This window comes from Hymenobacter sp. YIM 151858-1, assembly GCF_025979705.1.
Lineage (GTDB): Bacteria > Bacteroidota > Bacteroidia > Cytophagales > Hymenobacteraceae > Solirubrum.
The window spans coordinates 3,777,221-3,802,105 of sequence record NZ_CP110136.1 but is presented as its reverse complement, the minus strand read 5'-3'; the positions used below and the strand labels follow the sequence as shown (position 1 = coordinate 3,802,105).

Annotated in this window: 25 protein-coding genes; 11 read left to right on the top strand and 14 right to left on the bottom strand. The window is 59.0% G+C overall.

What is annotated here, in order from left to right; all coding sequences use genetic code 11:
- Window positions 1–3: 3 nt before the first annotated feature.
- The 6 genes from OIS50_RS16865 to OIS50_RS16840 all read left to right on the top strand — a co-directional run bounded on the left by OIS50_RS16865 (window position 4) and on the right by OIS50_RS16840 (window position 5,474).
- On the top strand, window positions 4–531 hold the full coding sequence (locus OIS50_RS16865; protein WP_264691803.1) for an ExbD/TolR family protein: 528 nt from the start codon (window positions 4–6) through the stop codon (window positions 529–531).
- Window positions 528–1,355, top strand: coding sequence for an energy transducer TonB (locus OIS50_RS16860; RefSeq protein WP_264691802.1), 828 nt, complete (start codon window positions 528–530; stop codon window positions 1,353–1,355). Before OIS50_RS16865 ends, OIS50_RS16860 begins: the two co-directional genes overlap by 4 nt.
- A 223-nt stretch (window positions 1,356–1,578) precedes the next feature.
- Window positions 1,579–2,406 (top strand): energy transducer TonB, encoded by an 828-nt coding sequence (locus tag OIS50_RS16855; RefSeq protein WP_264691801.1) that lies wholly within the window; start codon window positions 1,579–1,581, stop codon window positions 2,404–2,406.
- 189 nt (window positions 2,407–2,595) lie between these two features.
- Window positions 2,596–2,853 carry a hypothetical protein gene (locus OIS50_RS16850; protein WP_264691800.1) on the top strand — a complete coding sequence of 86 codons (258 nt, stop codon included), beginning with the start codon at window positions 2,596–2,598 and terminating at the stop codon, window positions 2,851–2,853.
- Window positions 2,834–3,808 carry a PstS family phosphate ABC transporter substrate-binding protein gene (locus tag OIS50_RS16845; protein WP_264691799.1) on the top strand — a complete coding sequence of 325 codons (975 nt, stop codon included), beginning with the start codon at window positions 2,834–2,836 and terminating at the stop codon, window positions 3,806–3,808. The genes OIS50_RS16850 and OIS50_RS16845 overlap by 20 nt, the downstream gene beginning before the upstream one ends.
- Before the next feature lie 55 nt (window positions 3,809–3,863).
- Window positions 3,864–5,474, top strand: coding sequence for a tetratricopeptide repeat protein (locus OIS50_RS16840; RefSeq protein ID WP_264691798.1), 1,611 nt, complete (start codon window positions 3,864–3,866; stop codon window positions 5,472–5,474).
- 80 nt (window positions 5,475–5,554) lie between these two features.
- On the opposite strand, the gene OIS50_RS16835 is transcribed toward OIS50_RS16840, so the two are convergent.
- From OIS50_RS16835 to OIS50_RS16770, 14 genes are all read right to left on the bottom strand, one after another.
- Entirely contained in the window at window positions 5,555–6,619 is a 1,065-nt protein-coding gene (locus OIS50_RS16835) for an RluA family pseudouridine synthase (RefSeq protein ID WP_264691797.1), read from the bottom strand.
- Between the two features lie 84 nt (window positions 6,620–6,703).
- Window positions 6,704–7,375, bottom strand: a complete 672-nt coding sequence (locus OIS50_RS16830; protein WP_264691796.1) for an OmpH/Skp family outer membrane protein — start codon at window positions 7,373–7,375, stop codon at window positions 6,704–6,706.
- A gap of 36 nt (window positions 7,376–7,411) precedes the next feature.
- Window positions 7,412–8,101 (bottom strand): OmpH/Skp family outer membrane protein, encoded by a 690-nt coding sequence (locus OIS50_RS16825; RefSeq protein ID WP_264691795.1) that lies wholly within the window; start codon window positions 8,099–8,101, stop codon window positions 7,412–7,414.
- A gap of 36 nt (window positions 8,102–8,137) precedes the next feature.
- On the bottom strand, window positions 8,138–10,675 hold the full coding sequence (gene bamA / locus OIS50_RS16820; RefSeq protein WP_264691794.1) for an outer membrane protein assembly factor BamA: 2,538 nt from the start codon (window positions 10,673–10,675) through the stop codon (window positions 8,138–8,140).
- A gap of 11 nt (window positions 10,676–10,686) precedes the next feature.
- Window positions 10,687–11,376 (bottom strand): polyprenyl diphosphate synthase, encoded by a 690-nt coding sequence (gene uppS / locus OIS50_RS16815; RefSeq protein ID WP_413616977.1) that lies wholly within the window; start codon window positions 11,374–11,376, stop codon window positions 10,687–10,689.
- A 130-nt stretch (window positions 11,377–11,506) separates the two neighbouring features.
- Window positions 11,507–12,244, bottom strand: a complete 738-nt coding sequence (porG, locus tag OIS50_RS16810) for a type IX secretion system protein PorG (RefSeq protein ID WP_264691792.1) — start codon at window positions 12,242–12,244, stop codon at window positions 11,507–11,509.
- A 38-nt stretch (window positions 12,245–12,282) separates the two neighbouring features.
- The gene (locus OIS50_RS16805; protein ID WP_264691791.1) at window positions 12,283–13,245 is read right to left on the bottom strand and encodes a DUF6089 family protein; all 963 of its coding nucleotides are present in this window, start codon (window positions 13,243–13,245) and stop codon (window positions 12,283–12,285) included.
- A gap of 59 nt (window positions 13,246–13,304) precedes the next feature.
- The gene (locus OIS50_RS16800) at window positions 13,305–14,195 is read right to left on the bottom strand and encodes an NAD kinase (protein WP_264691790.1); all 891 of its coding nucleotides are present in this window, start codon (window positions 14,193–14,195) and stop codon (window positions 13,305–13,307) included.
- 27 nt (window positions 14,196–14,222) lie between these two features.
- The gene (locus OIS50_RS16795; protein ID WP_264691789.1) at window positions 14,223–15,608 is read right to left on the bottom strand and encodes a POTRA domain-containing protein; all 1,386 of its coding nucleotides are present in this window, start codon (window positions 15,606–15,608) and stop codon (window positions 14,223–14,225) included.
- Window positions 15,609–15,707: 99 nt separating this feature from the next.
- Entirely contained in the window at window positions 15,708–16,388 is a 681-nt protein-coding gene (locus tag OIS50_RS16790; protein ID WP_264691788.1) for a CBS domain-containing protein, read from the bottom strand.
- Between the two features lie 155 nt (window positions 16,389–16,543).
- On the bottom strand, window positions 16,544–17,326 hold the full coding sequence (locus tag OIS50_RS16785; protein ID WP_264691787.1) for an alpha/beta fold hydrolase: 783 nt from the start codon (window positions 17,324–17,326) through the stop codon (window positions 16,544–16,546).
- Window positions 17,310–17,951 (bottom strand): anthranilate synthase component II, encoded by a 642-nt coding sequence (locus OIS50_RS16780; protein ID WP_264691786.1) that lies wholly within the window; start codon window positions 17,949–17,951, stop codon window positions 17,310–17,312. The genes OIS50_RS16785 and OIS50_RS16780 overlap by 17 nt, the downstream gene beginning before the upstream one ends.
- A gap of 22 nt (window positions 17,952–17,973) precedes the next feature.
- Window positions 17,974–18,492 (bottom strand): CvpA family protein, encoded by a 519-nt coding sequence (locus OIS50_RS16775; protein ID WP_264691785.1) that lies wholly within the window; start codon window positions 18,490–18,492, stop codon window positions 17,974–17,976.
- Between the two features lie 95 nt (window positions 18,493–18,587).
- Entirely contained in the window at window positions 18,588–19,049 is a 462-nt protein-coding gene (locus tag OIS50_RS16770; protein WP_264691784.1) for a GatB/YqeY domain-containing protein, read from the bottom strand.
- Window positions 19,050–19,294: 245 nt separating this feature from the next.
- Here OIS50_RS16770 and OIS50_RS16765 point away from each other — a divergent pair, with 245 nt between their 5' ends.
- The 5 genes from OIS50_RS16765 (at window position 19,295) to OIS50_RS16745 (ending at window position 24,861) form a co-directional block, all read left to right on the top strand.
- The gene (locus OIS50_RS16765) at window positions 19,295–20,008 is read left to right on the top strand and encodes a pyridoxine 5'-phosphate synthase (RefSeq protein ID WP_264691783.1); all 714 of its coding nucleotides are present in this window, start codon (window positions 19,295–19,297) and stop codon (window positions 20,006–20,008) included.
- An 88-nt stretch (window positions 20,009–20,096) separates the two neighbouring features.
- The gene (gene mnmH / locus OIS50_RS16760) at window positions 20,097–21,155 is read left to right on the top strand and encodes a tRNA 2-selenouridine(34) synthase MnmH (protein ID WP_264691782.1); all 1,059 of its coding nucleotides are present in this window, start codon (window positions 20,097–20,099) and stop codon (window positions 21,153–21,155) included.
- A 47-nt stretch (window positions 21,156–21,202) separates the two neighbouring features.
- Window positions 21,203–22,282, top strand: coding sequence for a selenide, water dikinase SelD (selD, locus tag OIS50_RS16755; protein WP_264691781.1), 1,080 nt, complete (start codon window positions 21,203–21,205; stop codon window positions 22,280–22,282).
- Window positions 22,282–22,866: a PH domain-containing protein gene (locus OIS50_RS16750; protein WP_264691780.1), complete on the top strand. Its 585-nt coding sequence runs from the start codon at window positions 22,282–22,284 to the stop codon at window positions 22,864–22,866. Before selD ends, OIS50_RS16750 begins: the two co-directional genes overlap by 1 nt.
- 192 nt (window positions 22,867–23,058) lie before the next feature.
- A complete protein-coding gene (locus OIS50_RS16745; RefSeq protein ID WP_264691779.1) occupies window positions 23,059–24,861 on the top strand; it encodes an ATP-binding protein in 1,803 nt (600 codons plus the stop codon).
- Window positions 24,862–24,885 lie beyond the last annotated feature (24 nt).

Sequence of the window (24,885 nt, the reverse complement as noted above, 5' to 3'; positions counted from 1 at the left end):
TCAATGGCAGAAATACAACAACAAGCCGACTCCGGCGGAAAAGGCGGGAAGAAGCGGGCCAAGAAAATGTCGACCAAAATCGACATGACCCCGATGGTGGACTTGGCCTTCCTGCTGCTGACCTTCTTCATGCTGACCACCACGTTTGCTAAACCAAACGTGATGCAGATTACGATGCCGGTACCGCCGGAGCCGAACGACCCCGAGCCGCTCGCTCTGAAAGCTTCTGAAGCTTTCACGGTACTGCTAGGCGAGAAAAACAAGGTTTACTACTACGAGGGCCTGGTTGATGCAACCAGCAAGCCCGAGTTGCAGGTTACCGACTTTTCGAGCAACGGCATCCGTAAGACCCTGTTGGAGCGTCGGAGCCGCGTACCGAATACCACGGTGCTCATCAAGCCGGCTGATAACTCGAACTACAAAAACATGGTCGATATCCTCGACGAAATGAACATCACCCAGCAGAAGAAATACGCTCTGGTTGACATTTCGAAAGACGACACCGACCTGATCAAATCTTCTGGCCTATGATGGATAACGCCCAACTTGCCCGGGCTTCCTTCGAAGACATCGTCTTTGAAGGCCGTAATAAAGCCTACGGAGCGTACGTACTGCGCAAGCTGTACAACAAGCACGTAACGCGGGCTTTCCTGGTGGCCACAATCCTCTTCGCGTTGTTCGTGTGTGCGCCGCTCATCGCGCGCCTGCTCACGCCCAAAGAAGAAGTGATTGAGAAGCCCAAGAAGGAAACGGAAATCGTGCTCGAGGCTCCGCCCCTGGACCAACAGGCACCTCCCCCCCCTCCTCCGCCCCCAACGGCACCGCCCCCCCCTCCGCCCAAGCTCTCTACTATCAAATTCACTCCGCCCGTTGTTAAGCGCGACGAGGAAGTGAAGAAGGTTGAAGAGATTCCGGATCAGGAAGAACTGGAAGACAAAGTGGTGGCTACGGCAACCGTAAAAGGTAACACCGATAACCCCCTCGACCTAAGCGGCCTCGGCGACGAAGGCAACAAGGTTGTAGAAGAAGTAGTGGAGCAGAAGGTCTACACCTACGTAGAACAGATGCCCACCCCTCCCGGCGGCATGGAAGGCCTGATGCAATACCTCGGTAAAAACATCAAGTATCCGCCCCTGGCACTTCGCAACCAGGTTGAAGGCAAGGTGTTCGTGAACTTCGTAGTAGGCCAAAACGGCGAAATTTCCAACGTAACGGTGACGAAAGGCATCGGCGCTGGCTGCGACGAAGAAGCCGTACGCGTAATCAAAGGGATGCCTGCATGGACTCCTGGTAAGCAGAACGGCCGCGCCGTAAGCGTGTCCTACACCGTTCCGGTTACCTTCACCATCAAGTAACCCCACTGGCCCGACAAGGCCACGGTAAAAAGCCCGGTACAAGCATTCGCTTGTACCGGGCTTTTGCTTTTACACAAGCTGTATTTTTTTAAGCTAGCTGCATACTGCGGCAGAGCAGCCGTGCGTTTTGGAAAGTGAAGGCGCTACCTAGGGATTGTGCAGTAGGAAAGGAGTTGGGCAGGCCAGTGAGCTGTACCACCATTCACCTAACCAATAACCTATTATGACTCCGCTTCAGCTACGCCCGCCCACCCTCGACGAGATTGTGTTCGAAGGACGCAATAAGGCTTATGGGGCCTTTGAACTGCGCCAGATGTACCCGCAGCACCTGCGCCGCGCTTTGGCAATTGCCATTGCACTGTTTGCGTTGCTGGTTGTGGCTCCGTTGGTAGCCAGCCGCCTGTGGCCCAACGCCGCGTTACCCGCGCCAGTGCTGAAGAATGAGCCAGACGTAACGCTGACTACCATCATTATGCCTAAGGCAGCTGAGCCAGTAGTTACGCCTCCGCCTGCTGCGGCGAAAGCCCCGCAGCTCAAGGAAGTGGCCACCCGCGTAGTAAAAGATGCACTGGTACCGCCCCGCCCCGAACAAACTACTGTTGTAGACGATGCCCTACTCACGACCGTAGCCGCTCCAAAAGGTGATACCGGCGCGACCACCGGAGTAATTACTGACGGCGCCACGGGCGGAGCCAGCGTGCCAACTGCCGGTGATGCCACCGCCCCCAAAGAAGAAGTATTTGTGCACGCCGAGGTGATGCCTGAGTTTGAAGGTGGTCAAGCAGCCTTGTTTAAGTACCTGCAACGCAACCTTCGTTACCCTTCGCAGGCCCTAGGTTCGCAGGTAGAGGGTAAGGTATTTGTAGCCTTCACGGTAAACACCCTTGGCGAAATCATGGATGTGGAGGTGATTAAAGGCTTGGGCTACGGCACCGACGAAGAAGCTGCCCGCGTGATCCGAGCGATGCCGCGCTGGCAGGCCGGCAAGCAAAACGGGCGCTCGGTTTCGGTGCGCTACACCCTCCCGATTACGTTCAAAATAGCGCATTAAGACAGCGCTATACCGCTTGCACAAGAAGTTGTGTTTTTACGCCGCAAAAGCCTGCCCGAGCAACATTATCGGGCAGGCTTTTGGCTTTGTCTTGGCAACATTCGCAATACTATATCTTCTTTGCGAGAACAAACGTTCTACTTTTACGCGTTAGGATGGGCAAATAGCTTTCCCGACAACATTCCGCATATGTTAGATACCAATGCCGATGACCGCGTAAACCGGGGCCAGAGCCAACGCGTGGCAATGCGTTATTTCGTGCTCCTGATGGCCGCGGTGTACGTAGGTTTGGGCGCTTTCCTGTTGGTAGCACCGGCCCATATGTTTGCGCTGCCTCCTACTACCCGCCGTATCGTGGGTGGCTTGTTTGTTCTTTACGGCCTGATCCGCTTTTTCCGCACCTTTCGTCAGCACTTCCGCAACCGCCATGACTCTATTCAGCGCTAACAGCCGTACGGCCTGGGCGGTAATAGCCCTAGGTGCTTCCTTGCTCAGCAGCTGCAACCGCACCAACCCCGACGGCTCCGTGGCCGTCGACGATACGCCTACCACGGGTAAGGTCCGCGTCAGCATCGACAATACCTTCGAGCCTATTCTGAAGTCGCACGTCGATACCTTTCAGAAGCTCTACCAGTACGCGCGCATCGATGCCAGCTACAAGCCCGAGCAAGAAGCTATGCGTGATTTGCTTGACGACAAGGTACGGGCAGTGGTGGTGGCTAGGCCACTGAACACCGATGAGCAAGCGGTGTTCGACCAGTTGAAGATCGTGCCTCGCACCACGCCCATTGCTACCGATGGCGTGGCTATTATTGTGCACCCTTCGAACCCCGATTCGCTGCTGACCATGGTGCAGCTGCGCGACATTTTTGCGGGTACGGCCACCAAGTGGAGCCAGGTAGGCAGCAAAGGCAGCAAACTCGGCGACATCAACGTGGTATTCGACCAGAACCGCTCCAGCACGGCCCGCTACGTGCAGGACTCTATTACGCGCGGAGCCGCATTGTCGAAAAAGGTGTTTGCCAGCGAATCGAACCCCAAGCTGATCGATTACGTTGCTACGCATCCGAACGCCATCGGCGTAATCGGTGTTAACTGGATCAGCGACCAGGATGACTCGCAGGCCCAGGGCTTTTTGCACAAGGTGCGCGTAGCCGCTATCAGCAAGGCCTCGCAGCCCACCCGCACCAGCGACTACGTGAAGCCGTATCAGGCGTACCTGGCAACGGGCGAGTATCCGCTGCGCCGCAAGCTTTACATCATCAGTCGCGAGGCCCGCGCTGGTCTTGGCACTGGGTTTGCATCCTTTGTTGCCGGAAACAAAGGACAACTCATTTTTCTTAAATCGGGTTTAATGCCTGCAACCGGTCAGGTGCGGCTTGTACAAGCCAACCGCGAGTAGCTTGCACCTCACCCGCCGAAACCGTCTCACTCTCTTTTTCACTCACCCTCACCTCATGAACAATAAGCCCTGGAAGCTCACGCTCCTCGCTGCTTTCTCGCTGGCCGGCACTGCGGCATTTGCCCAGAACGTGCAAAGCGCCCAGAAGGCTATTCAGCTTGAGCGCTACAGCGAAGCTAAGCGTACGCTGTTGCCGCAAGCCAACACGAACTTTGAAGCTGCATTTGAGCTTGGCCGCCTGTACCAGAAGCAGGAGAAAACCGACTCGGCTGCTTACTTCTTCAACTTAGCTTCGAACGATCCGAAGTCGCCGATGGCCAGAGTAGCCGCTGGCCGGGCTTACCTTGCCCAAGGCAAGAAGGGCGATGCGGAAGCGCAATTTGACGCCGCTGCCAAAATGACCAAAAACAAGGATGCCAAAGTACTGGCAGCCATTGGGCAGGCATACGCTGAGTCGGACACCAAGGACAACCAGAAGGGCATTGACTACCTGAACCAGGCCCTGAAGCTGAACAAGAAGGACGACCCGGCTATGCTGGTGGCCCTAGGTGACATTTACGAAAAGCGCGAAAACGGCGGCGGCGAAGCCATGACGGCCTACGACCGTGCGTTGAGCGCCGACCCCAACTACCTGCCCGCCTACTACCGCAAAGGCCGCCTGAACGTGCGTGCCCGCAACGGCAAGGACGCGCTGGCCAACTTCCAGAAGGTTTCCAGCATCGACCCGAACTTTGCGCCGGTATACCGCGAAATGGCCGACATGTATTACTACGCCGGCCAGTACGACCAAGCGGCGCAAACCATGAAGAAGTACACGGATATGTCGGAGAAGTCGCCGAACACGCAAGCGACTTATGCGGCCTTCCTGTACCTGAACAAAAAGTATCCCGAGGCCCTGACGCAGATTCAGGAAGTGTTGGCGAAAGACCCGACCAACGTTACCATGAACCGCCTGCTGGCTTACTCGCTGTTCGACTCTGGGCAGAACGACCAAGCCTTGGTTGCCATGGATAAGTACATGAAGATGGTACCGCAGGACAAAATCCTGACGGAAGACTACGTGTACCAGGGCAAGATCCTGACGAAAGCCGGCCGCTCCGACGAGGGCATTGCCATCATCGAGCGGGCTATCAAGGCCGACCCCAGCAAAGCTTCGGAACTGCAAAACGACCTGGCTTCGGCCTACCTGCTGAAGAAGGACTACCCGAAGGCTATTGGCGTGTATAAAGCCAAAATGGCTGGCGGCGCGCAGCTGACCGACCAAGTGCGCCTGGCCCAGGTTTACTCGCTGAACAAGCAGTACACGCAAGCCGACAGCCTGCTGAACATCGTGGTAACGGCACGCCCCACTTACGCCCCCGGCTACCTGTTGCGTGCGCAAGCCAACGCCAACCTCGACCCCGACTCCAAGCAAGGCCTGGCTAAGCCGCACTACGAGAAATACATTGAGGTAGCCAAAGCCGACCAAGAGAAGAACAAGACAGGCCTGGCCGAAGCTTACCGCTACCTGGGCTACTACCACTACCAAAAAGGCGACAAGCAGGCTTCGCTCCCGTTCTGGCAGCAAGCCCTGGCCCTGAACCCCGGCGATGCGCAAGCCACAGCTGCCATCAATGACATTACCGGCAAGGGCAAAACCACCAAAGCCCCGGCTAAGAAGAAATAACCGCCAGGGTAACCCCTTAGGTATGCAAATGCCCGCTACGTTTTCGTAGCGGGCTTTTTTGTGGCCTTTCTGGGCTTATGTTAGGCGGGTTGGGTGGCGTACTTCTCCCAACGATCCAAAGCCGCCCGAAAATCGGCCGGCAGCTCTACTTCAAATTGCAGCTGCTCGCCGGTGGTAGGGTGCACAAAACCTAGGGACTTGGCGTGCAAAGCCTGCCGCGGCAGCACCTCGAAGGTATTCTCGACGAAGGTTTTGTAAGTGCCCGTGCGCTGCCCGTACAGGATACGGTCGCCGCCGTAAGCAGCATCGGCAAACAAGGGGTGGCCAATGTGTTTCATGTGCGCCCGAATCTGGTGGGTGCGGCCGGTTTCGAGGTTGCACTGCAGCAGGCTCACGTTTCCGAAGCTTTGCAGCACGCGGTAATGCGTTACGGCGTGTTTGCCAACGTCGCTGCCTTCGGGAAATACCGCCATTAGCTTCCGGTCCTTGGGATGTCGCCCGATGTTACCCCTAACGGTGCCCTGCGCTTCCTTGGGCACGCCCCAAACCAGCGCCAGGTAGGTGCGCTCGATGGTATGGTAGAAGAACTGGTTCGAGAGGTGCGTCATGGCCAGCTCGGTTTTGCCGATTACCAGCAGGCCGGAGGTGTCCTTGTCGATGCGGTGAATAAGGCCCGGCCGAATGGCGCCGTTGCGCCCCGTGGGCAGGTTTTGCAAGTGCCAGGCCAGCCCGTTTACCAGTGTGCCATTCCAGTTGCCGTAGGCGGGGTGCACGACCATGCCAGCGGGCTTATTTACCAGCAGCAGCTGGTCGTCCTCGTAGCGGATGTCCAGGTCCATCGGCTCCGGCACAACTTTATCCTCCCTAGGTGGCTCGGGCAGCGTAACGGTAATCACGTCGCCGGGCTTCACCTTGTAGCTGGGCTTGGCGGGCTTGCCATTCACCTGCACGGCCTCCGCCTCGATGCCGGCCTGCACCTTGGTGCGCGACACATTGGGCAACCGGTTCAGCAGAAACTTATCGAGCCGCATGGGCTCCTGTCGCCCATCGGCCTGAATGCGGTGGTGTTCGTAAAGCTCGTCTTCTTCGGCCTCCGCACCTAGGGCGGGGTCATCGGGCAGCAGGTCGGGGTTTAACTCGTGCATAGCAGCAATACGCGCAAAGGAATACAAACATAAAAGCCGGGGCCTGGCAACAGGCCCCGGCTTTCGGGCAAAGCATCGGAAGGATTACTTCTTCTTGACCTTGGTTTTGCTATTGCCAGCAGGCTGAGCGGCCGGCGTAGCAGGCGTGGTGCTGGCAGGCTTAGCCGAGGCAGCAGCTTGGTTGTTTTGGCCGGGCGTCACACCCATTTCCTTCAGCACCAAATCCGAGATGTCGCCATCTTTCGGGCCGTGCAGCAGAATGGGCGTAGTGCCAAAGCCGGCATCGGAGTTGAACACGTAGGTGTAGCCGTTCTTGTCGGCTACTACGTCAATGGTCTTCTGCAGCTTGTCGTACACGGGCTTCAGCAGTTGCTGTTGCTTTTGCTGCACCGACGTCTCGGCGTTGCGCTGAAACTCCTGGATGGACTGCTGCAGGTTAGTCAGCTCCTTTTCTTTATCGGCACGCACCGGGTCCGACATCGTAGCGGCACCTTTCTGGTAGGCTTCGGCCTTCGTCTGGTAGTCCTGGTACTTGGTCTTCAGCTGGTTTTCCAACTGGGTGCTGTAGTCCTTCAGCTGCGATTCGATCTGACGGCTCTCGGGCATCTGGCTCAACACGTAATCAACGTTGGTGTAGCCGATTTTAAGCGAAGCCGACGCAGTGGCCGGAGCAGTCTGAGCCAGGGTGGCAGGAGCGGCAGCCAGCGTAAGGGCTGCGGCGGCCAACACGAGGCGAAACTTGCGGGTCAGGGTCATTGAGAGGAAAAAGTCAGGAGGGTTAGATTCACAAAGTTAATTATTCCGGGCACCCGAGCGGACGGACTGCTTGCCCTTGGCCGGCTGGGCGGGTTTGGCGGCCGGGCGCTGGTCCTCAAACTCGGCATCGTCGGCTGCACCGCCGGGGGTAGCCGGTTTTTCCACGGTGCGTACCGGGCCTTTGGCCGCGGGCTGGTTACGCTCCTCAGACGCTAAACCCAATTCTTCGAGCACAAATTCCGTGTAGTCGTGCGCGGGGTTGGTGTAAAGCATGGTCAGGTCGCCCGACTTGTCGAAAATAATGGCCAGTTGCTTTTTCTTGGCCACTTTCTCCACCGCTTCGAACACTTGATCCTGAACCGGCTTGGTCAGCTCCTGCCGCTTTTTAAACAGCTGGCCTTCGTAACCAAACACTTTATTCTGGTACGCCTTGATGTCTTGCTCCTTTTTCAGGATTTCATCCTGGCGCTTCTTCTTCATCGGCTCGGTTAGCAACACCTCCTCGGCCTGGTAGGTGCGGTACAACCGGTCGAGGTCCTTTTTCTGGGCCTCGATGTCCTTCTGCCAGTTCTGCGACATGGTGTTGAGCTCTTGCTGTGCCTGCGCGTAGGCGGGCATCTTGCTCATGATGAACTCCGAGTCGATGTAACCGAACTTTTGAGCCCGGGCCAGGCCGGGCATCAGCGCCAGCCACAACAGGGGCAGCGCAAGCAATAGTCGTTTCATATGCTACAGAACGCCGGCCCTAGGTGGTTTGGTGCCTTAGCGGATTTGCTGACCAATGATGAAGTGGAATTTGCCCCGGTCCTGCTTGTTAGGCGTAACCGAGTACGGCGTCACGGTGTCGAAGCCGTAGCCGTAGTCGAAACCTAGCAAACCAAATGCCGACATGAAAATACGAGCACCAACACCAGCCGAGCGGTACAGCTTGTAGGGGTTGTAGGTGGAGTAATTCTCGAAGGCATTACCGGCCTCAGCAAAGCCCAGCACGTACACCGTAGCGGCCGGGTTCAGCGACACGGGGTAACGCAGCTCCATTACGTACTTGTTGTAGGCCACACCACCCGCCGAGTTCGGCGCCTGAATGGCAAACGCGTCGTTGGGGTCGTCGTAGCCGCGCAGGCCCACAAACTCGGTACCCACCAGGAAATTGGCCGCACCGCCAAAGCCCAGGCCAGCACCGCCTAGCTTAAACCGCTCGAACGGACCAATTGCCCGGTTTTGGTTGTAGCGCCCGATAAAGCCAAAGTGGGCCCGGGTGTTCAGCACGAACTTGCCACCTAGGGGCGTAAACCACGAGGCATCGAACATCCACTTGTGGAACTCCACCCACTCGTTTACGTTGGGGTGCGCCCCCGGAAACACCGAGTAAGGCGGCGTCAGGTTCAGCGACAGCGACAGTGCCGAACCCCGGCGCGTGAAGGTGGGGTTGTCGGTGCTGTTGCGAGCCAGCGTGGTGTTGAAGGTGAAGTTGTTCGCGTTGCCCGTGCTGAACCCGCTGAAGTACGGGTAGTCTTTGAGCTTGTACTGGCTAAACGACAAGCTGTTGCTGAGCGTGAAGTAGTCGTCGGGCCAGCGCAGACGCCGACCTAGGCTAACCGAGGCGCTGTTTACCTTGATGAAGCTACCGGCGCGCACATCGAAGTTGCTGCCCGTAGAGAAGCGCTGAATGCTCTTGTTCAGGGTGAAGGACAGTGCATTGGGTTTACGACCACCCAGCCACGGCTCCGTGAACGAGAAAGAATACGACTGAAACTGCAAGCCGTTGGCCTGCACGTTCAGCGCCAGGCGCTGCCCGTCGCCACCGGGCACGGGGCGCCAGTTGCGCAAATCCGAAGCCTTGCGCAGCGAAAAGTTGTTGAACACCAGGCCCACCGTACCGATAAAACCTGCGTAGCCGCCCCAACCACCCGATAGGGTAATCTGGTCGGAGGGTTTTTCCGCCACCGTGTAGTTAATGTCCACGGTGCCGTCGGCCGGGTTGGGCACGGGGTTCATGCCTACCTTCTCCGGGTCGAAGTAACCTAGGGAGGCTAGTTCGCGCTGCGAACGAATGAGCAGCTCGCGGTTGAACTTGTCGCCGGGCAGCGTGCGCAACTCGCGCCGAATCACGTGGTCCGACGTTTTGGTATTGCCTGCGATGTTGATGTCTTTCACACGGGCCTGCACGCCTTCGGTAAGGCGCATCTCAATATCAATTGAGTCGCCTTCGACACGTGTTTCCACCGGATCGATCTGGAAGAACAGGTAGCCGTCGTTCATGTAGATCGACGTCACGTCCTGCCCGGTAGGGTTGTAGTTCAGGCGTTTATCCAGCGACTCTTTGCTGTACGTGTCACCCTTCTTAATTCCCAGGATCGAAGCCAGCGTTTTATCGTCGTAGAGGTAGTTACCGTTCCAGGTAATGTTCCGGAAGTAGTACTTAGGGCCTTCCTCTACGTAAATGCGCAGCTGCAGCTTTTCGGCCTCGCCCTTTTTATCCTTTACCGTAACCAGCGAGTCGGCCGTGATGATAGCATCGCGGAAGCCTTGCGAGTTGTAAAACTCAATAACCTTCTCCTTATCAGCGTCGAATTCGGCTTTCTGAAACTTACCGGAGTTCAAAAACTTATAAGGTTTCTTCTCCTTGGTCTTCTTCATCTTGCCCTTCAGCTTGCCGTCCGGAATGGCCTCGTTACCGATGAAGGCAATATCCGAGATGCGCACCTTGTCGCCTTTGTCAACATCGATTACCAGCTCCACGCTGTTGGGCAGCGTTGAATCGGCTTCCTGCGCAATGTTCACTTTCACGTTCATGAAGCCCTTATCGGTATAAAACTTCCGAACGGCTTGGCGCGTATTGCTGAGCAGAGCATCCGTAACCACTTTGCCGCGCACAATTTTGATCTTGTTGCGCAGGTCGTCGGCCTGGGTTTTGCTGATGCCGGTAAAGAAAATCTTGGACAGGCGCGGGCGTTCCTTCAGCTGAAAGTCGAGAAAAACGCGGTTGCCCTCTACACGGTCAACCACTACCTGCACATCCCCTAGGATGCCTTGGTCCCACAGCTTCCGAATAGCACGGCCCAACTCTTCGCCCGGTATCGAAACCGGGTCGCCGACTTTTAAGCCTGTGAGGCCTATCAGGGTATTGGCATCAAGAAAACGTGCTCCGCTAACGCTGATACCGCCAATTTCGTAGCGCTGCGGCTCTTGGCTGGTAGCTCGGCCGGCCGGCTGCGTTTGTGCGCTTAGCGGCTTGGCCAACCCTAGCAACAGCCCGGCGAGCATCACACTGCTCAGCCGCAAAAAGAAAGGACTCATCGAAGGAAAACTTACGAAACGGTCAGTTGCTCACTGGTCTTTCCAAAGCGCCGTTCACGGCTCTGGTAGGCCAGAACAGCTTCGTAGAAATGCTCGCGGCGGAAATCGGGCCACAATAGCTCGGTAATATACAACTCGGTGTAGGCCAACTGCCACAGCAAAAAATTGCTGATGCGCTGCTCCCCGCTGGTTCGGATCAGCAACTCCGGATCGGGCATGCCTGCCGTAGCCAGGTAGCTGGCCAGCCGGTCCTCGGTCACGGCATCGGGCGCTACCTTACCAGCCGCCACATCAGCCGACAGCTTGCGGGCAGCCTGAGCAAGATCCCAACGGCCGCTGTAGCTGAGGGCCAACACCAGCGTGGTGCGTGTTCCGGCAGCGGTCAGCTCCATGGCTTCGGCCAATTCGCGCTGGCATGCGTCTGGCAACTGAGTAGTGTCGCCAATAGCTTGCAGCTTAATGCTGTTTTTAAGCAACGTGGGCGTCTCCTGCCGGATGGTGTGTACCAACAGCTGCATCAGCGCCATCACCTCGTGCTTCGGACGCCCCCAGTTCTCGGTTGAGAAAGCATAAAGCGTCAGAAACGATATCCCAAGCTCGGCAGCAGCCTCCACCGTTTCGCGAACAGCGGTAATGGCACTTTGGTGCCCGAAGATGCGTAGTCCTCCGCGCTTCTTCGCCCAACGCCCGTTGCCGTCCATAATTACGGCTACGTGCGAGGGGATACGTGTGGGGTCTATAGCTATTGGGGCCGACATGCGTAGTGTTTGCGTAAAAGAGGCCGCAAGTTACGCAAATGGTTGCACACGCCCGGATTTGAGAGGCTTAGCTCTACAAGCGTGGCTTCTCGCCGTACGAGTCGGGGCAATTGATTTTGTAGAACGTGAACGACACGCTTACCCCTGAATAGTAATACCAATCCTTATCGAAACGGTTGGCCACGGCCGGGCTTTGGTCCTTCACATGGTCGAGCAAGTCGGTAAGTGCCCGCCGAGCTCCAGTTTCCAGCCCTAGGTTCCAACGCCGCGAAAGAGCCAGTTTGATGCCCACGCCAGCCGGAATGGCCAAACCTAGGGTATTGCTTTTCTCATCGAACCCAGGCAACGGACCCGATAAGCGGGTGAAGCCCATAAAACCTGCAATGCCGGTGTACACATAAGGCGTAAAGTGCACCTTGTCGCGGCGATTATGAAAGTCAAAGAAGTTGTATTCAAGCGTAGCTGCCACATCGAGCAACGAGCCTTTTAGATTCGCCTGCCGGTAAGCTGGCAGTGGCAGTGGGTTTCCGCTCTCACCAGTCAAATTGGCGTCGTTGGCACGGATTAGCCCGTACGTTACGGTGCCCCGCAACGTAACCGGTGCCGATACATCTTTCCGATAGAAGGCAGAGACGGCCGGACGATTGTTGAGGAAGCGGTACTCGGGGGCCAGTTCGCCCTTGTAGTTTAAGGCACCCAGGCCTAAACCTACTTCACTGGTATTCTGAGCGGCGGCGCTTTGGGCAAAAAAAACACTCCCTGCTTGCACGGAGCAAACAAGGAGTGCTTTGAAGAGAGCTTGCTTTGTCATCAGGGGGAGGCTGCGTTGGCAGAGCAGCCAACGACTGATTAACGGAACTTGGGGCTCTTAACGCGAGGAGCGAGGATGTAGTTTAGCGAAAAACCAGTAACGATGTACCAGTCGTCTTCATTGCTCTTGCCACGCATTTGGCCAGGTTCGTCAAAGCGAGCAAATTCGCCGGCACGGCTGCGGGTAATGCCGCGTCCAAAATATTTGGCTTGGTCGGTCAACAACTGGTTGTCGGGAGCGTAGTTACCGCTTACGTCGTCGAGGTAATCGGTGAAGGTTTTACGCCAGCCGATTTCGAAGCCCAGGTCGAAGCTTTTGTTCAGTTTGTAACGCACACCACCGCCAAACGGGATAGAGATTTGCCACAAGCCGTAAGTGCCTTCGCCGTTGGCGCGCTGGCCTTCGGTGCCGAGGGGTTGCAGCGCTACAAAGTTGCCGCTAGCATCTTGTGCTTTGGGGTTGTGGTGAAACACCGACACACCAGCAAATACATACGGCACGAAGTCCGGACGCTTCAGGTAGTTGTTGCGGTTCTCGATCAGGTCGAAAATACCTACACCCGACAATTCCACAATGTCATTGCGGAAGTTCATGTTGCGGTTATAGCGGTACTTGGCGTCCGGATCGGTGTCGTCAGCAGCTTTAGCGTCGTCGCCGGTGATGCGGCCGTAGGCCAAGGTGCCACGAGCCGAAATGCGGGGCGCAAAACGGTGGGTAAAGCTGAGGCCGATGTTGGGGCGAGTGGCAGCAAAACGCAGGCTGGTAATGCTGGGCTTGGGTACGATGTCACCAAAATAGTTCATCGCATTCAGGCTCACGCCCACCGAGTTATACTGCTTCCGCTTGCTGAACTGCTGGGCACTCGCCTGGTTGGCAACCAGCACCAGCGCCAGTACCAGCGTCAGGGTGAGAGTCAAGAGTTTCTTCATACTACGTGGAGCGAGGTTAAAAATATCGAGGTTAAGAAAGCGGAGCATCCCTACGGACACGGTTGCAGTCAAGAACAAAAGTAGTAGGCACTCTGGGTTTTAAAAACAATTCATAGAAAAAATCCGATGCTTTACATGGATAGTCCAGCCGGGTTACGCCGGTCGAGCCCCCAATTGAGCTTGCTGCGCAAGGTACTGAGGAAGTTCACATGATTCAGCTTCACCAATGTTGCGTCGAATTTTTCGCGTCGAACTGCTATTTGCACCCCGGCATCAACGGTTACCGAACGGGAATCGAGCGACAACAGGAAGTTGTTGCTGCGGCCCTCGATTTCGAACGAAATGATGCTATGATCGGGTACAATGAGTGGTCGTACGTTCAGGTTGTGGGGGCATACGGGAGCAATGATAAAATTGTTGGTTTGCGGCAACATCACCGGCCCGCCGCAGCTCAGCGAATACCCCGTGGAACCCGTTGGGGTTGAAACCACTAGCCCATCGGCCCAATAGGAATTTAGATATTCGCCATCGATGTAGGTATGCACCACAATCATGGACGACGAATCGCGCTTGAGGATGGAAAACTCGTTTAGGCCAAAATCGAGCCCTCCGAATACATCGGGGTCGGTATCGGAATGGATGAGGCTGCGGCGGTCGAGGGTGAAGTGCCCCCGAAACAAGGCATCGATGGCTTGCGGAATACGATCGGGCGGCACGGTTGATAAAAAGCCGAGCCGCCCGGTGTTGATACCCAAAATGGGAATTTCGTGCTTGCCCACGTAGGTAACGGTATCGAGCAGGGTACCGTCGCCGCCGATGCTGAGCACAAAATCGGTTCCGCGCAGCGAGTCGCCCCGCCGGAACGTGGTGATGCCTTCGGGCAAGCGCAGGTGCTGCAGGTACTCGCGGAAGGTTTCGGCAACGGCAATAACAGCCTGGCGAGCGGCCAGGTCGTCGAAGAGCTGCTGCAGGTGCGGTGCCATGTCGGCCTCGAATGGTTTTCCCTGAATGGCTATGCGCATAGGAAGAGCCCCGGATGAAAGAGCTGCTTAAATGGGAAATTCGGTACGGAAAAAGAAACCGCCAAAGCCGTTGAGCGTTCGGGCATATTCCAAAGTGAACACGCGGTCGTAGTAAGTAACCAGGTGTAACCCCAGGCCCAGGCTCGCGAGCAACTGGTTGGGCAGCTTGTTGGTGGCTGGCACCGAGCGCTCGGCTACGTAGCCCGCGTCGGCAAATGTATTCAAATAGAGCACCAGCGGCACGCGGTTGAGGCGGGGGTCGTTGAGCATGGGCAGATCGAGCCGGCCGGCATCGAAGATGCGGTACGAAAAGCCTTGCCGCACCACGCCGTAATGCCGCCCATCAACCACAAAGGCATCGTAGCCGCGCACCAACGCCTGCCGGAAACCTAGGGCCCGACTATCGGCATAGGCCAGGCGCTGAGACATGCGGAGCCGGGCTTCGCTGCTGGCACTGTAATAAAAGCCCTTCCCTAGGTCGAAATAGCGGGCGTAGCGGCCGGCAAGGGTGGTAATGGGCGGGCTGGCCGACGACACAAAAAACCGCTGCGTGAGGCTTAATTGCAGAAAGGAGCCGCTAAGCGGGTAGGCAAACGAGTTGCGCTGGTTGAGCGTGCGGCTCAGCACCACATCCATGAAAGCGCGCTGCCTAGCCCCCAGGAAATAGTTGGGGTTGCGGCGCTGCACCGAGTCGGATATGCGCTCGTGGTAATAATAACCCTCGAGAGTAGTGAGGCGCTGCACCGTGCGGCGCCAGCGCAACCCACCGGTTACGTACCAGCGCTGTACCGGAAAAGTATTGTCGGTGCGCAGGGCGAGTAATTGGTCGTTGCGGGTGTCGTAGTCGAGGGCGCGGCTTTGGAGCAGCGAGGCCCCTGCCGATATGCCCATGCGACGAAAACGACCTAGGGAAGGCGTGAGGTAGAACAGCTCGTACTTGCGGTTGAACCCGAACTGTAGGTTGCCCAGTAGTTGCTCGTTGCGGCCCCTGAAGTTGTAGCGCGTAAGATGGAGGCCGTAATCAAAGCGGCGCCAACGGTCGGGCCTATCAAGCCAGGAGCGGATGTTGCGGTCGGCGAAGGAGAATATGGGCACCGGAAAGGTGTACCAGCGCTCCTGCACCCCAAACAGCACAATCAGCTCGCCGTCGCGGCAGGTTGCCTGGGCGGCTACTTGGTTGAACAGCTGCAGGTTGTAGAGCCGCGCCCGGTTGCGCTCCAGGCGCTCCGCCAACTCGGCCACCTGCAGCGTGTCGCCTTCGCGGAAATCCAGCTCGGCGCGCAGGATGTGCTCCTTGGTTACTTCGTTGCCCAGAAACAGCACCTGCCCCACGCGCACAGCCGCATAGCCGGGGCACTGCGCGGCAAGCAGGCTATCGACGGCAAAACGACGCACCGAATCGGGCGGAGCCATGCCCGTGGCGGACACGGGAAACCTATCCGCGCCGATGGCGAAGGCTGCACTCCAGAACGCAATCCACAGGAAAGCGGCAACTATTGCAATTCGCACCGACTACAAACTCAGGTAGCGCATCAGCGAATCGAGGCGTTCCTGATCGGCCTCCGTGATTTCGCCGGCTCCGCTGAACTGCGCCGTAATAACGTACCCAAACCGCTCCAGCGTGGCCACAATACGGCCCATGTTGCTGGTATTCAGCTTAAGTGTGAGGCGAATGCGGCGCGTAGCGGATTCGTCTTCGGCCACGTGCGAGCTGAGCACTTTGGCGTTGTTTTCCTCGATGTAACGGCTGATCTGGCTCAGGGAGTAGTCGCGCTCCTCCATCGAAAGCACCAGAATGCCGCTTTCGCCGGCGTTGCCCGGAATCTGCCCGAACGCCGCCAGGGTGTCGCCTACGGTTACTACGCCTAGGTACTCGCGTTGGTCGTCGAGCACGGGCACCAGCTGCACCTTGTTCCGGATGGCCATTTCCATCACGGAGTAAAAGTGCTGGTCGTGCTGCACGTGTACTTCGGCAAAGCCAAACGGCACGCTGCCGAGCAATTGCTCGGGGTTGGTAGCCACGTCGATTAGGTCGGCCTCGGTAATCATGCCCCGGTACTGGCGGTTTTGCACCACCGGCAACTGGTCGACGTGAAATTCTTCGAGCCAACGCGCTGCCTTGCCAGCCGAGTCGGATACCTTCAGCGGCGGAATCATTTGGTTCAGCAGGTCTTCGGCGAGCATCGAGTGCATGGTAGCTCGGGGTAAGCGGTGGAAAACTAGTCGCAGGTGTATAAGCGACAAACGGTGCGCCGGGTTGCGCGTGCCGCACCCCACGGGTACGGCAACAGCAGGCTAGCCCCAAACTACGAGTCGGGCGGCAATTTTGCTACGTAGCAACGGCCAAACTAGGCGCCAATCGTGGGCTGGGGCACCTGCTGCTGCAAAAAATGGTGCAGCAAGCGGTTGAAAGCCTGCGGGCGCTCCATCATGGGGGCGTGGCCGCAGTGGTCGAGGAAGTGCAGCTCGGAGTTGGGCAGCAAGCGGTGAAACTCGTGCGCTACCACGGGCGGCGTGATGGTGTCGTTCAGCCCCCAGATGAGCAGCACCGGCACCTGAATGCGCCCTAGGTCTTTGGTGAGGTTGTGGCGCTGTGCCGACCGCGCAATGGTGATGATGCGCAGGCATTTGGCGTTGGAGTTGGTGACATCGAACACCTCGTCGACCAGCTCTTTGGTAGCTACTTTGGGGTCGTAGAAGGTGTAGGCCACGCGCTCCTGCACGTAGGCATAGTCGCCGCGGCGCGGGAAGGAGCCACCCATCGAGTCCTCGAACAAGCCGCTGCTGCCCGTGAGCATCAGGCGCTGCACCCGCGCGGGGTTGCGCAGGGTGTACACCAGCGCCACGTGCCCGCCCAGGGAGTTGCCGAGCACAGTGGCCGGCTCGTTCAGGCCCATGGTTTTCACGAAGCCTTCCACAAACTCTACCAGGCCCGTAATGCCGGCCCGCGTGAGGGGCATGTCGTACACGGGCAGCATGGGTATGATCACGCGATAATCGCGGGCAAACTCGTCGATAACGCCTTGCCAGTTGCTGAGAGCCCCGAACAAGCCGTGCAGCAGCAGCAATACCTCGCCGCTACCCTCATCCACATATTTGAATCCGCTGTGCTGCTTAATCTGCAATTCCATCGTTCTCAATAAGCGCCTTGGGCGAGGCCAACTGCGTGGCCACACCTGTGCAATGATACGCAATCCGCACCCAATTACGCAGAATGGCCAGTCCGTGGGTGGTTAGCAATGCCTCTGGGTGAAACTGCACGCCGTAGAGTGGCAGTTCGCGGTGGCGCAATGCCATCAGTTCGTGGTCGGCATCGGCGGTGTAGGCCAGTGGCACCAACTCGGCCGGCAAGTTGCGGAGCACCAACGAGTGGTAGCGGGTAATAGGCATGCGCTGGGGCAGGCCGGCAAATAACTCCTCCCCTGCCGCTGCCTCCATCTCCGAAATCTTGCCGTGCATGGGCCGCGACGCCCGCACCAACTCAGCACCGAAAAACTCGCCCAGCGCCTGATGGCCCAAGCAAACACCCAATACCGGCACGCGCTGGTACACCTGCTCAAGCAACGCTAGGGTGCTGCCCGCGTTACGGGGCGTACCTGGGCCCGGCGACAGCACAACCGCATCGAAGGGCAGCGCCAGCAGCTCGGGCAAGGGTACGTCGTTGCGGCGCACGATTACCTCGGTGCCTAGTTGGCAGAAGTAATCGAGCAGGTTGTAAGTAAAGGAGTCGAAGTTATCGAGCAGCAGCAGGCGCATCGGACAGCAAACGCCCTAGGTACTAAAACACGTTCCGCAACGTGCCAAGCAGCTCGGTGGCAAACGGCAGCACCACGCCCACTACCTGCAGGGCCAGCGGAGTAGCCTCGGCCACTACGGGCAGCAGCACCGAATCCTGGGTAAGAGGTTGGGCAATGGGCAAGCCGGCCAGGCCAGTGCCGTAAAGCAGCAGGCTCAGCCCAAGTATCCACTTCAGCGCGCCAGCAGCCCCGCCCACCAGGTTGTCGAGCACACCTAAGGGTGTAAGGTGTACCACGCTTTTCAGCAGGCCGCCGGCCATGTGCACACCCCAGGCGATGATGGCAAACACCAGCAGAAACGACACCAACGGCAGCATGCCAAACGCTTCGCCCACGTAGTGCCGCACCAGCGGAATGGCTGCTCCCAGTAGCTTTAGTCCACCAAGCACGCCGAGCACAAAGGCTACCAACGAGGCTACCTCCAGCACAATACCACGCCGGAAACCCTTAACCGCACCCACGGCCAACGGCACAAGCAACAGAAGGTCGAAGCCAGACATGTACTGGAAATCGGGACGTTGACTACAGGGCTTAGCAAGTTAGGAGAGCTGGTCGGTTCACCCGCTAATGCCTAACTCGCTAAGCCTTTAGCCCTTTAGAAATTGGTGTTGTTCAGCAAGCGGTTTACCTCTTGCGAAATGGCGCGGCCATCGGCCTGGCCAGCCAGCTCACGCGCGGCTACGCCCATTACTTTGCCTAGGTCGGAAGGCCCCGTGGCACCTACACGCGAAATGATTTCAACGAGGCGCTCGGTGAGGTCGGCATCGGAAAGCTGCGCGGGCAGGTACTCCTCAATGATGGCCAACTCGGCCAACTCTACTTCTTCGAGGTCGGAGCGAAACTGCTTCTGGTACATCTCGGCGGCTTCGCGGCGCTGCTTGGCGGCTTTGTTCAGCAGCTTCAGCTCGGCGTCAGCATTCAGGCTTCCCTGAAAGCCCTCGGCGGTTTCGGCCAGCATGATTTGCGACTTGATGCTGCGCAGCGCAGTAAGGCGAACTTTGTCTTTGGCCAGCATGGCCTTCTTGATATCGGCGTCGATGCGTTCTTTCAGCGTCATAACAGAAGCGGCAGAAAAATGAGGTGCAAGATTAGTCCTTTTGGCAACACAATGGGCATGCCCGGTGCTACTACGTACGATACCGGCGGGCTAACTATTATCTAACCTAGGTGATTCTGAAACCTGGCAGCAAGCCAGAGCGGTAGTGTAGCCTGCCTCAGGCAAGAACAGAAATTGTACGCCACCGGGGCCAGAACTATATCTTTGGCAGCCGCCGGGCGTATTGCTTCGGGCACGTAAAGGATATGACAAAGCTTAGCGTAAACATAAATAAAATAGCCACCCTGCGGAACGCCCGCGGCCACAATCGCCCCGATGTGTTGCAAGCCGCCCGCGACTGTGAGCGGTTTGGCGCCGAGGGCATTACGGTGCATCCCCGCCCCGATGAGCGCCACATTCGCTACCAAGATGTGCGCGACCTGAAGCGCGTTGTAACCACTGAGCTGAACGTAGAAGGCAACCCCACGCCCGATTTCCTCGATTTGGTGCGCGAAGTGCGCCCCGAGCAGGTAACGCTGGTGCCCGATGCGCCCGATGCCATTACCTCCAATGCTGGCTGGGACACCATTCGCCACCAGGAGTACCTGCAAGGCATTGTAGCCGAGCTGAAATCGTTGGGGTGCCGCGTGAGCATTTTCCTCGACCCTGACCTAGAGATGGTGAAAGCCGCTGTAGGCACCGGCACCGACCGCATCGAGCTGTACACCGAGGCCTACGCCACGCAGTACCACCACAACCGCGAAGCCGCCGTGGCACCTTACCGCGCCGCCGCCGAGCTGGCGCAGCAGCTCGGCCTAGGGGTAAATGCCGGCCACGACCTCGACCTCGATAACCTGGCTTTCCTGAAGCAGGAGCTGCCGGGCCTGCTGGAGGTAAGCATCGGCCACGCGCTCATTTGCGACGCCTTGTACCTAGGGCTCGAAAACACCGTTCAGCTGTACCGCCGGCAGCTTGTTTAATTAAGAATGAGGAAGGAAGAAGGACGAACTGACTGCTTCCTTTCCCTGGCTTTTCTTTCCTCATCATTCATCCTTCCTCCTTCCCACCTTGCCCCGTCTTCCCCTCCCCGATTTCCTGGCTGGCCCCGCCGATGCACCCATCTTTGATGCACGTGCGCCGCTGGAGTACGCGCAGGGGCACATTCCGGGGGCCGTGAGCTTCCCGATTTTCTCCGACGAGGAGCGGGCGCGCATCGGCACCACCTACAAGCGCATAAGCCAAGACAAAGCCGTGCTCCTAGGTCTGGATTTCTTCGGGCCGAAGATGAGCCAGATGGTGCGCGAAGCCCAAAGGCTGGCTCCCGGCAAAGAGGTGCGCCTGCACTGCTGGCGCGGTGGCATGCGCTCGGGGGCTATGCAGTGGCTGCTCGAGCTGGCCGGGTTTCGCGTGCACCTGCTCGACAAAGGCTACAAAGACTACCGCCGCTGGGCGCTGGCCGAATTTGCCCGCCCTCGCCCGCTCCTGACCCTAGGCGGGCTTACCGGCTCGGGCAAAACCGATGTGCTGCACGTGCTGGCCGGCCGCCACCACGAGCCCACCATCGACCTGGAAGGGCTGGCCCACCACAAGGGCTCCGCGTTTGGGGCCATCGGGCTGCCGCCGCAACCCACCACCGAGCAGTTTGAGAACGAGCTGGCCTGGCAGCTCAGCCAGTTGGCCCAGGCACCTAGGCTGTGGGCCGAAGATGAAAGCCGCACGATTGGCACCGTGGCCCTGCCGGGCATCTTCTACGAACAGCTGCGCCAGGCTCCGCTGGTAATACTCGACATACCCAGGCCGGTGCGCACTCGCAAGCTGGCCGACGAGTACGGCCGCCACGAGCCCGAGCTGCTGCGCCAGGCCATCGGGCGCATCCAGAAAAAGCTCGGTGGGCTGATGACCAAGGAAGCCCTGGCGGCCATTGATGCCGGCGACATGGAGAAGATGGTGGACATTGCCTTAGGTTATTACGACAAAACCTACAGCCACGGCCTCGACGACCGCCTGGGCAAAGTACCGATGGTGCGGGTGCCTTCGGATACCTGCGACCCGGCGGTGAATGCCGAGCTGGTACTGGCTGCCGCTAATCAACTTTCAGCGGGTGCTCCCAAAGCCGCTGGTTATTAAGCTGCGAGGCCTCGTGCACCTGCCGCTGCTGTATTTTCCGACTTGATATGAACTCCGACTTGCTTGCCTCTGCCGCTCCCGAAGCCGTTCGCCTCACGCAATACAGCCACGGCGCTGGTTGCGGCTGCAAAATCGCGCCGAAGGTGCTCGACCAGATTTTGCACACCACCGTGCCGCAGCCCCACGACGAACGCCTGCTCGTGGGCAACTCCTCGCGCGACGACGCGGCCGTGTACGACCTGGGCACGGGCCAGGCCCTCATCAGCACCACCGATTTCTTCATGCCCATCGTCGACGATGCGTACGACTTTGGGCGCATTGCCTCGGCCAATGCCATTTCGGATGTGTACGCCATGGGCGGCCGCCCCGTGCTGGCCATTGCCGTGCTGGGCTGGCCCATCGATAAGCTCCCGCCCGAAGTGGCCCGCCGCGTAATCGAGGGCAGCCGCAGCATTTGCGCCGAAGCCGGCATTGCCCTGGCCGGTGGCCACAGCATCGATTCGCCGGAGCCCATCTTCGGCTTGGCCGTGAATGGATTGGTCGACATCCCGAACCTGAAGCGCAACGACACCGCCACCGAGGGCTGCCTGCTCTACCTCACCAAGCCCCTGGGGGTGGGCATGCTTACCACGGCCCAAAAGAAAGGCTTGCTTACGGAAGCCGACGCGCAACTGGCCCCGCGCCAAATGATGCAGCTCAACAAATTGGGTGAACCCCTAGGTAAGCTGCCCCAAGTAAAGGCCATGACCGACGTAACCGGTTTCGGCCTCCTGGGTCATTTGGCCGAAGTAGCCGAGGGCAGCCAGCTCACGGCCGAAATCGACTTTGCGCAGGTACCGCGCATTGCCGCCGCCGAAGCCTACCGCCAACAGAAAGCTATACCCGGCGGCACGCACCGCAACTGGGATTCGTACGGCCATAAAGTGTCGGGCTTTGGCGGCGACATCAGCGAAGAGCAGCGCCACTGGCTTTGCGACCCGCAAACCTCGGGCGGCCTGCTGGTGTGCGTAGCGCCCGAGGGCCGTGCCGCCGTGGAGCAGCTGCTTCGCGACGCGGGTGTGCCGGCCGAGCCCTTTGGCCAGCTGCGCGCGCGCCGGGCCCCCGAACCGTACATCGTGGTGCGCTGATGCGGAAAGTGCTGGGCCCGCTGCTGGAGCTGGCGGTAAGCATTGGGCTGCTTGTCTTGGTGGTGCAGTGGGCATTGAGGCTGTTCGGGCGCAAACGCACTGTTTTTCAGGCTCACTACTGGCGGGGGGTGTATTTGCTCACCTGGCCCATGGCTACCCTGGCCGTGGGTTTGCCGCCCATTGCGCAGTCGCTGGCCCGGCCCATAGGCAGCTGGGAGGCCGTGCTAATAGCGGTGCTAGCGGCGGCCGTGCTCGGTTTTTCGTTACCGAGCTTTGCGCTGCACTGGCAGTACTACCGACACAACCGCCACACCACGCTGCTGTTCGAACCCAAGCGCAACGTGCTGGAGGTGTACCAGGGCCCGTATCTGATGCCCTTCGAGCGGCGCGACATAACCCAGGTGGAGTACGCCGTGTGCCGCACGCGCCGGGTGTTCTGGAGCAAGTACGAGTACCTGCGCCTGCACCTGCACGATGGCCGCATCATCACGCTTACCTCGCTGCTCACCAACCTAGGGCCCGTGGCGGAGTTCTTGCGCCATACCCATTTGCAGCGCCGCGAACGGTGGTTTTGTTGGTTGTAACTGGCTATTGCAAAACTGCATATAAGTGTTGTTATATTAGCCAGGCAATCCTCCCTACCACCTCCGCGTAAATTCGTCGTCAGCATGGGGCGGTTTCTGCCTGGGTTTTTGTGCTTTTGGCTGTGGGCAAGCCTGGCGGCCCATGCCCAGGATTCGCTCGGCGTGGCTCGGCTGCGGCAGAGCTTACCGGCTTTGCCCCCCGACACCGGCCGGGTGCGCGTACTCAGCCAGTTGTGCTACGCTCTGCACGATCATACGCCCACCCAGGCCGTGCGCTACGGCGAAGAAGCGGTGCGCCTGGCCCGCCGCCTCGAGGACAAGCCCGGCCTGATGCGGGCCTTGCTGCACCTAGGCAGCTGCTACGCCAACCTGTCCGATGGCCCCCACGCCCTTAAACTGCAGCAAGAGGCCCTGCTGCTGGCGCAAGAGCTTCAGAATACCGATGGCATCGTGCGCGGCTACACCGCCATGGGCAGCATCCACCACGAGCGCGGCGATACCATAAATGCCTGGGCCAACTACCGGCAAGCCCTCACGCGGGTGCGCACCCCCGGCGTTAGCGTCCGCACGCAGCTTATGCTGTACGGCAACCTAGGGGGGCTTTTCTTTTACGAGGGCCAATACCCCAAAGGCATGCAGTACACCCGGTACGCCACGCAACTGGCCCGCCGCTCCGGCGACCGTGCCGGCGAGGCCATGTACCTGGGGCACCTAGGCACGCACTACCTGCAAATCGGCAACTACGGCATCGCCGAAGGCCTGCTGCGCAAAGCCCTTGAGCTCAGCGAAGCGGCCAACAACCCGCGCTTCGTAACCAGCCAGCAAGAGCTGCTGGCTACGGTATTGCTACTCACCAACAAGCTCGACGAAGCCGAGGAGCTAACCCGCAAAGCGCTGGCCCAGGGCCGCCGCATTGGTTTTTTGGAACGCGTGCTCGATGGCTACGACCTGATGGCCAACATTCAGGCCGCGCGCCAGCAGTACCGCCAGGCCTACGAGTGGCGGCAGCGCTACGAGGCCCTCAACGATACGCTTAACAGCCGCGCCCGCCTCGGTACCCTGTCGGCGCTGCAGTCGCGCTACGAAACCGCCGAAAAAGAAAACCAGATTCGGCTGCTTACCCAGCGCACCGAGCTGCAGCAGCTGCGCAACCGCGAGCTGCGCATTGCCGTGGGCGCTTTGGTGCTGGGCCTGGTGGGCGCGGGCGGGCTTACGTGGCAGTTGCGGCGCAGCAAGCGGGCCCTCGCGGCCAACCACGCGGCGCTGGAGCGGGCCAATGCCCAAACCCAGCAGCTGGCCTCGAGCAAAGACCGGCTTTACTCCATCGTAGCGCACGATTTGCGCGGCCCCGTTACCTCGTTTGTGGGCGTAACGGAGCTTATCGATTTTTACCTGCGCACCGGCGACGAGCAAGGCCTGCGCCGCTTGCCCGAGCAAGTGCGGCAATCGGCGCAGCACCTCAACAGCCTGCTCGACAACCTGCTGAACTGGGCCGTTACGCAAACCGGCGAGCTGGCCTTTCAGCCCCAACAGCTGCAGCTGGGCGAGCTGCTGCGCGACGTGGAAGCCCTTCACCGCCCCGCCGCCCAGGCCCGGCAAATTGGCCTCAGCGTAGCTGCGGCCGAAGGCCTCACGGCTTGGGCCGATGCCAACATGACGCGCACCATTTTGCGCAACCTCGTGAGCAACGCCCTGAAATGCACCCCCGTGGGTGGCTCCATTCGCCTAGGCGCCGTGCTCACGCCCGACGACCGCATGGTGGCAATAAGCGTTTGGGACACCGGCTTTGGCATGCCCGAGGAGCAGGTTCAGGCTTTGCTCGATCCCGGCCGCACGCCGCCCCGCCCGGCTGTGGGCCGCGCGCGCTCGGGCACCGGCCTGGGGTTGCCGCTGTGCCTGGCGTTTGTGCGGCGGCAAGGCGGCGAGCTGCACATCAAAAGCACCCCGGGCCAGGGCACCACCGTACAGTTCACGCTGCCCCGCACGCACGTGTAGCCGCATATGTGCGCCGGGCTTCCG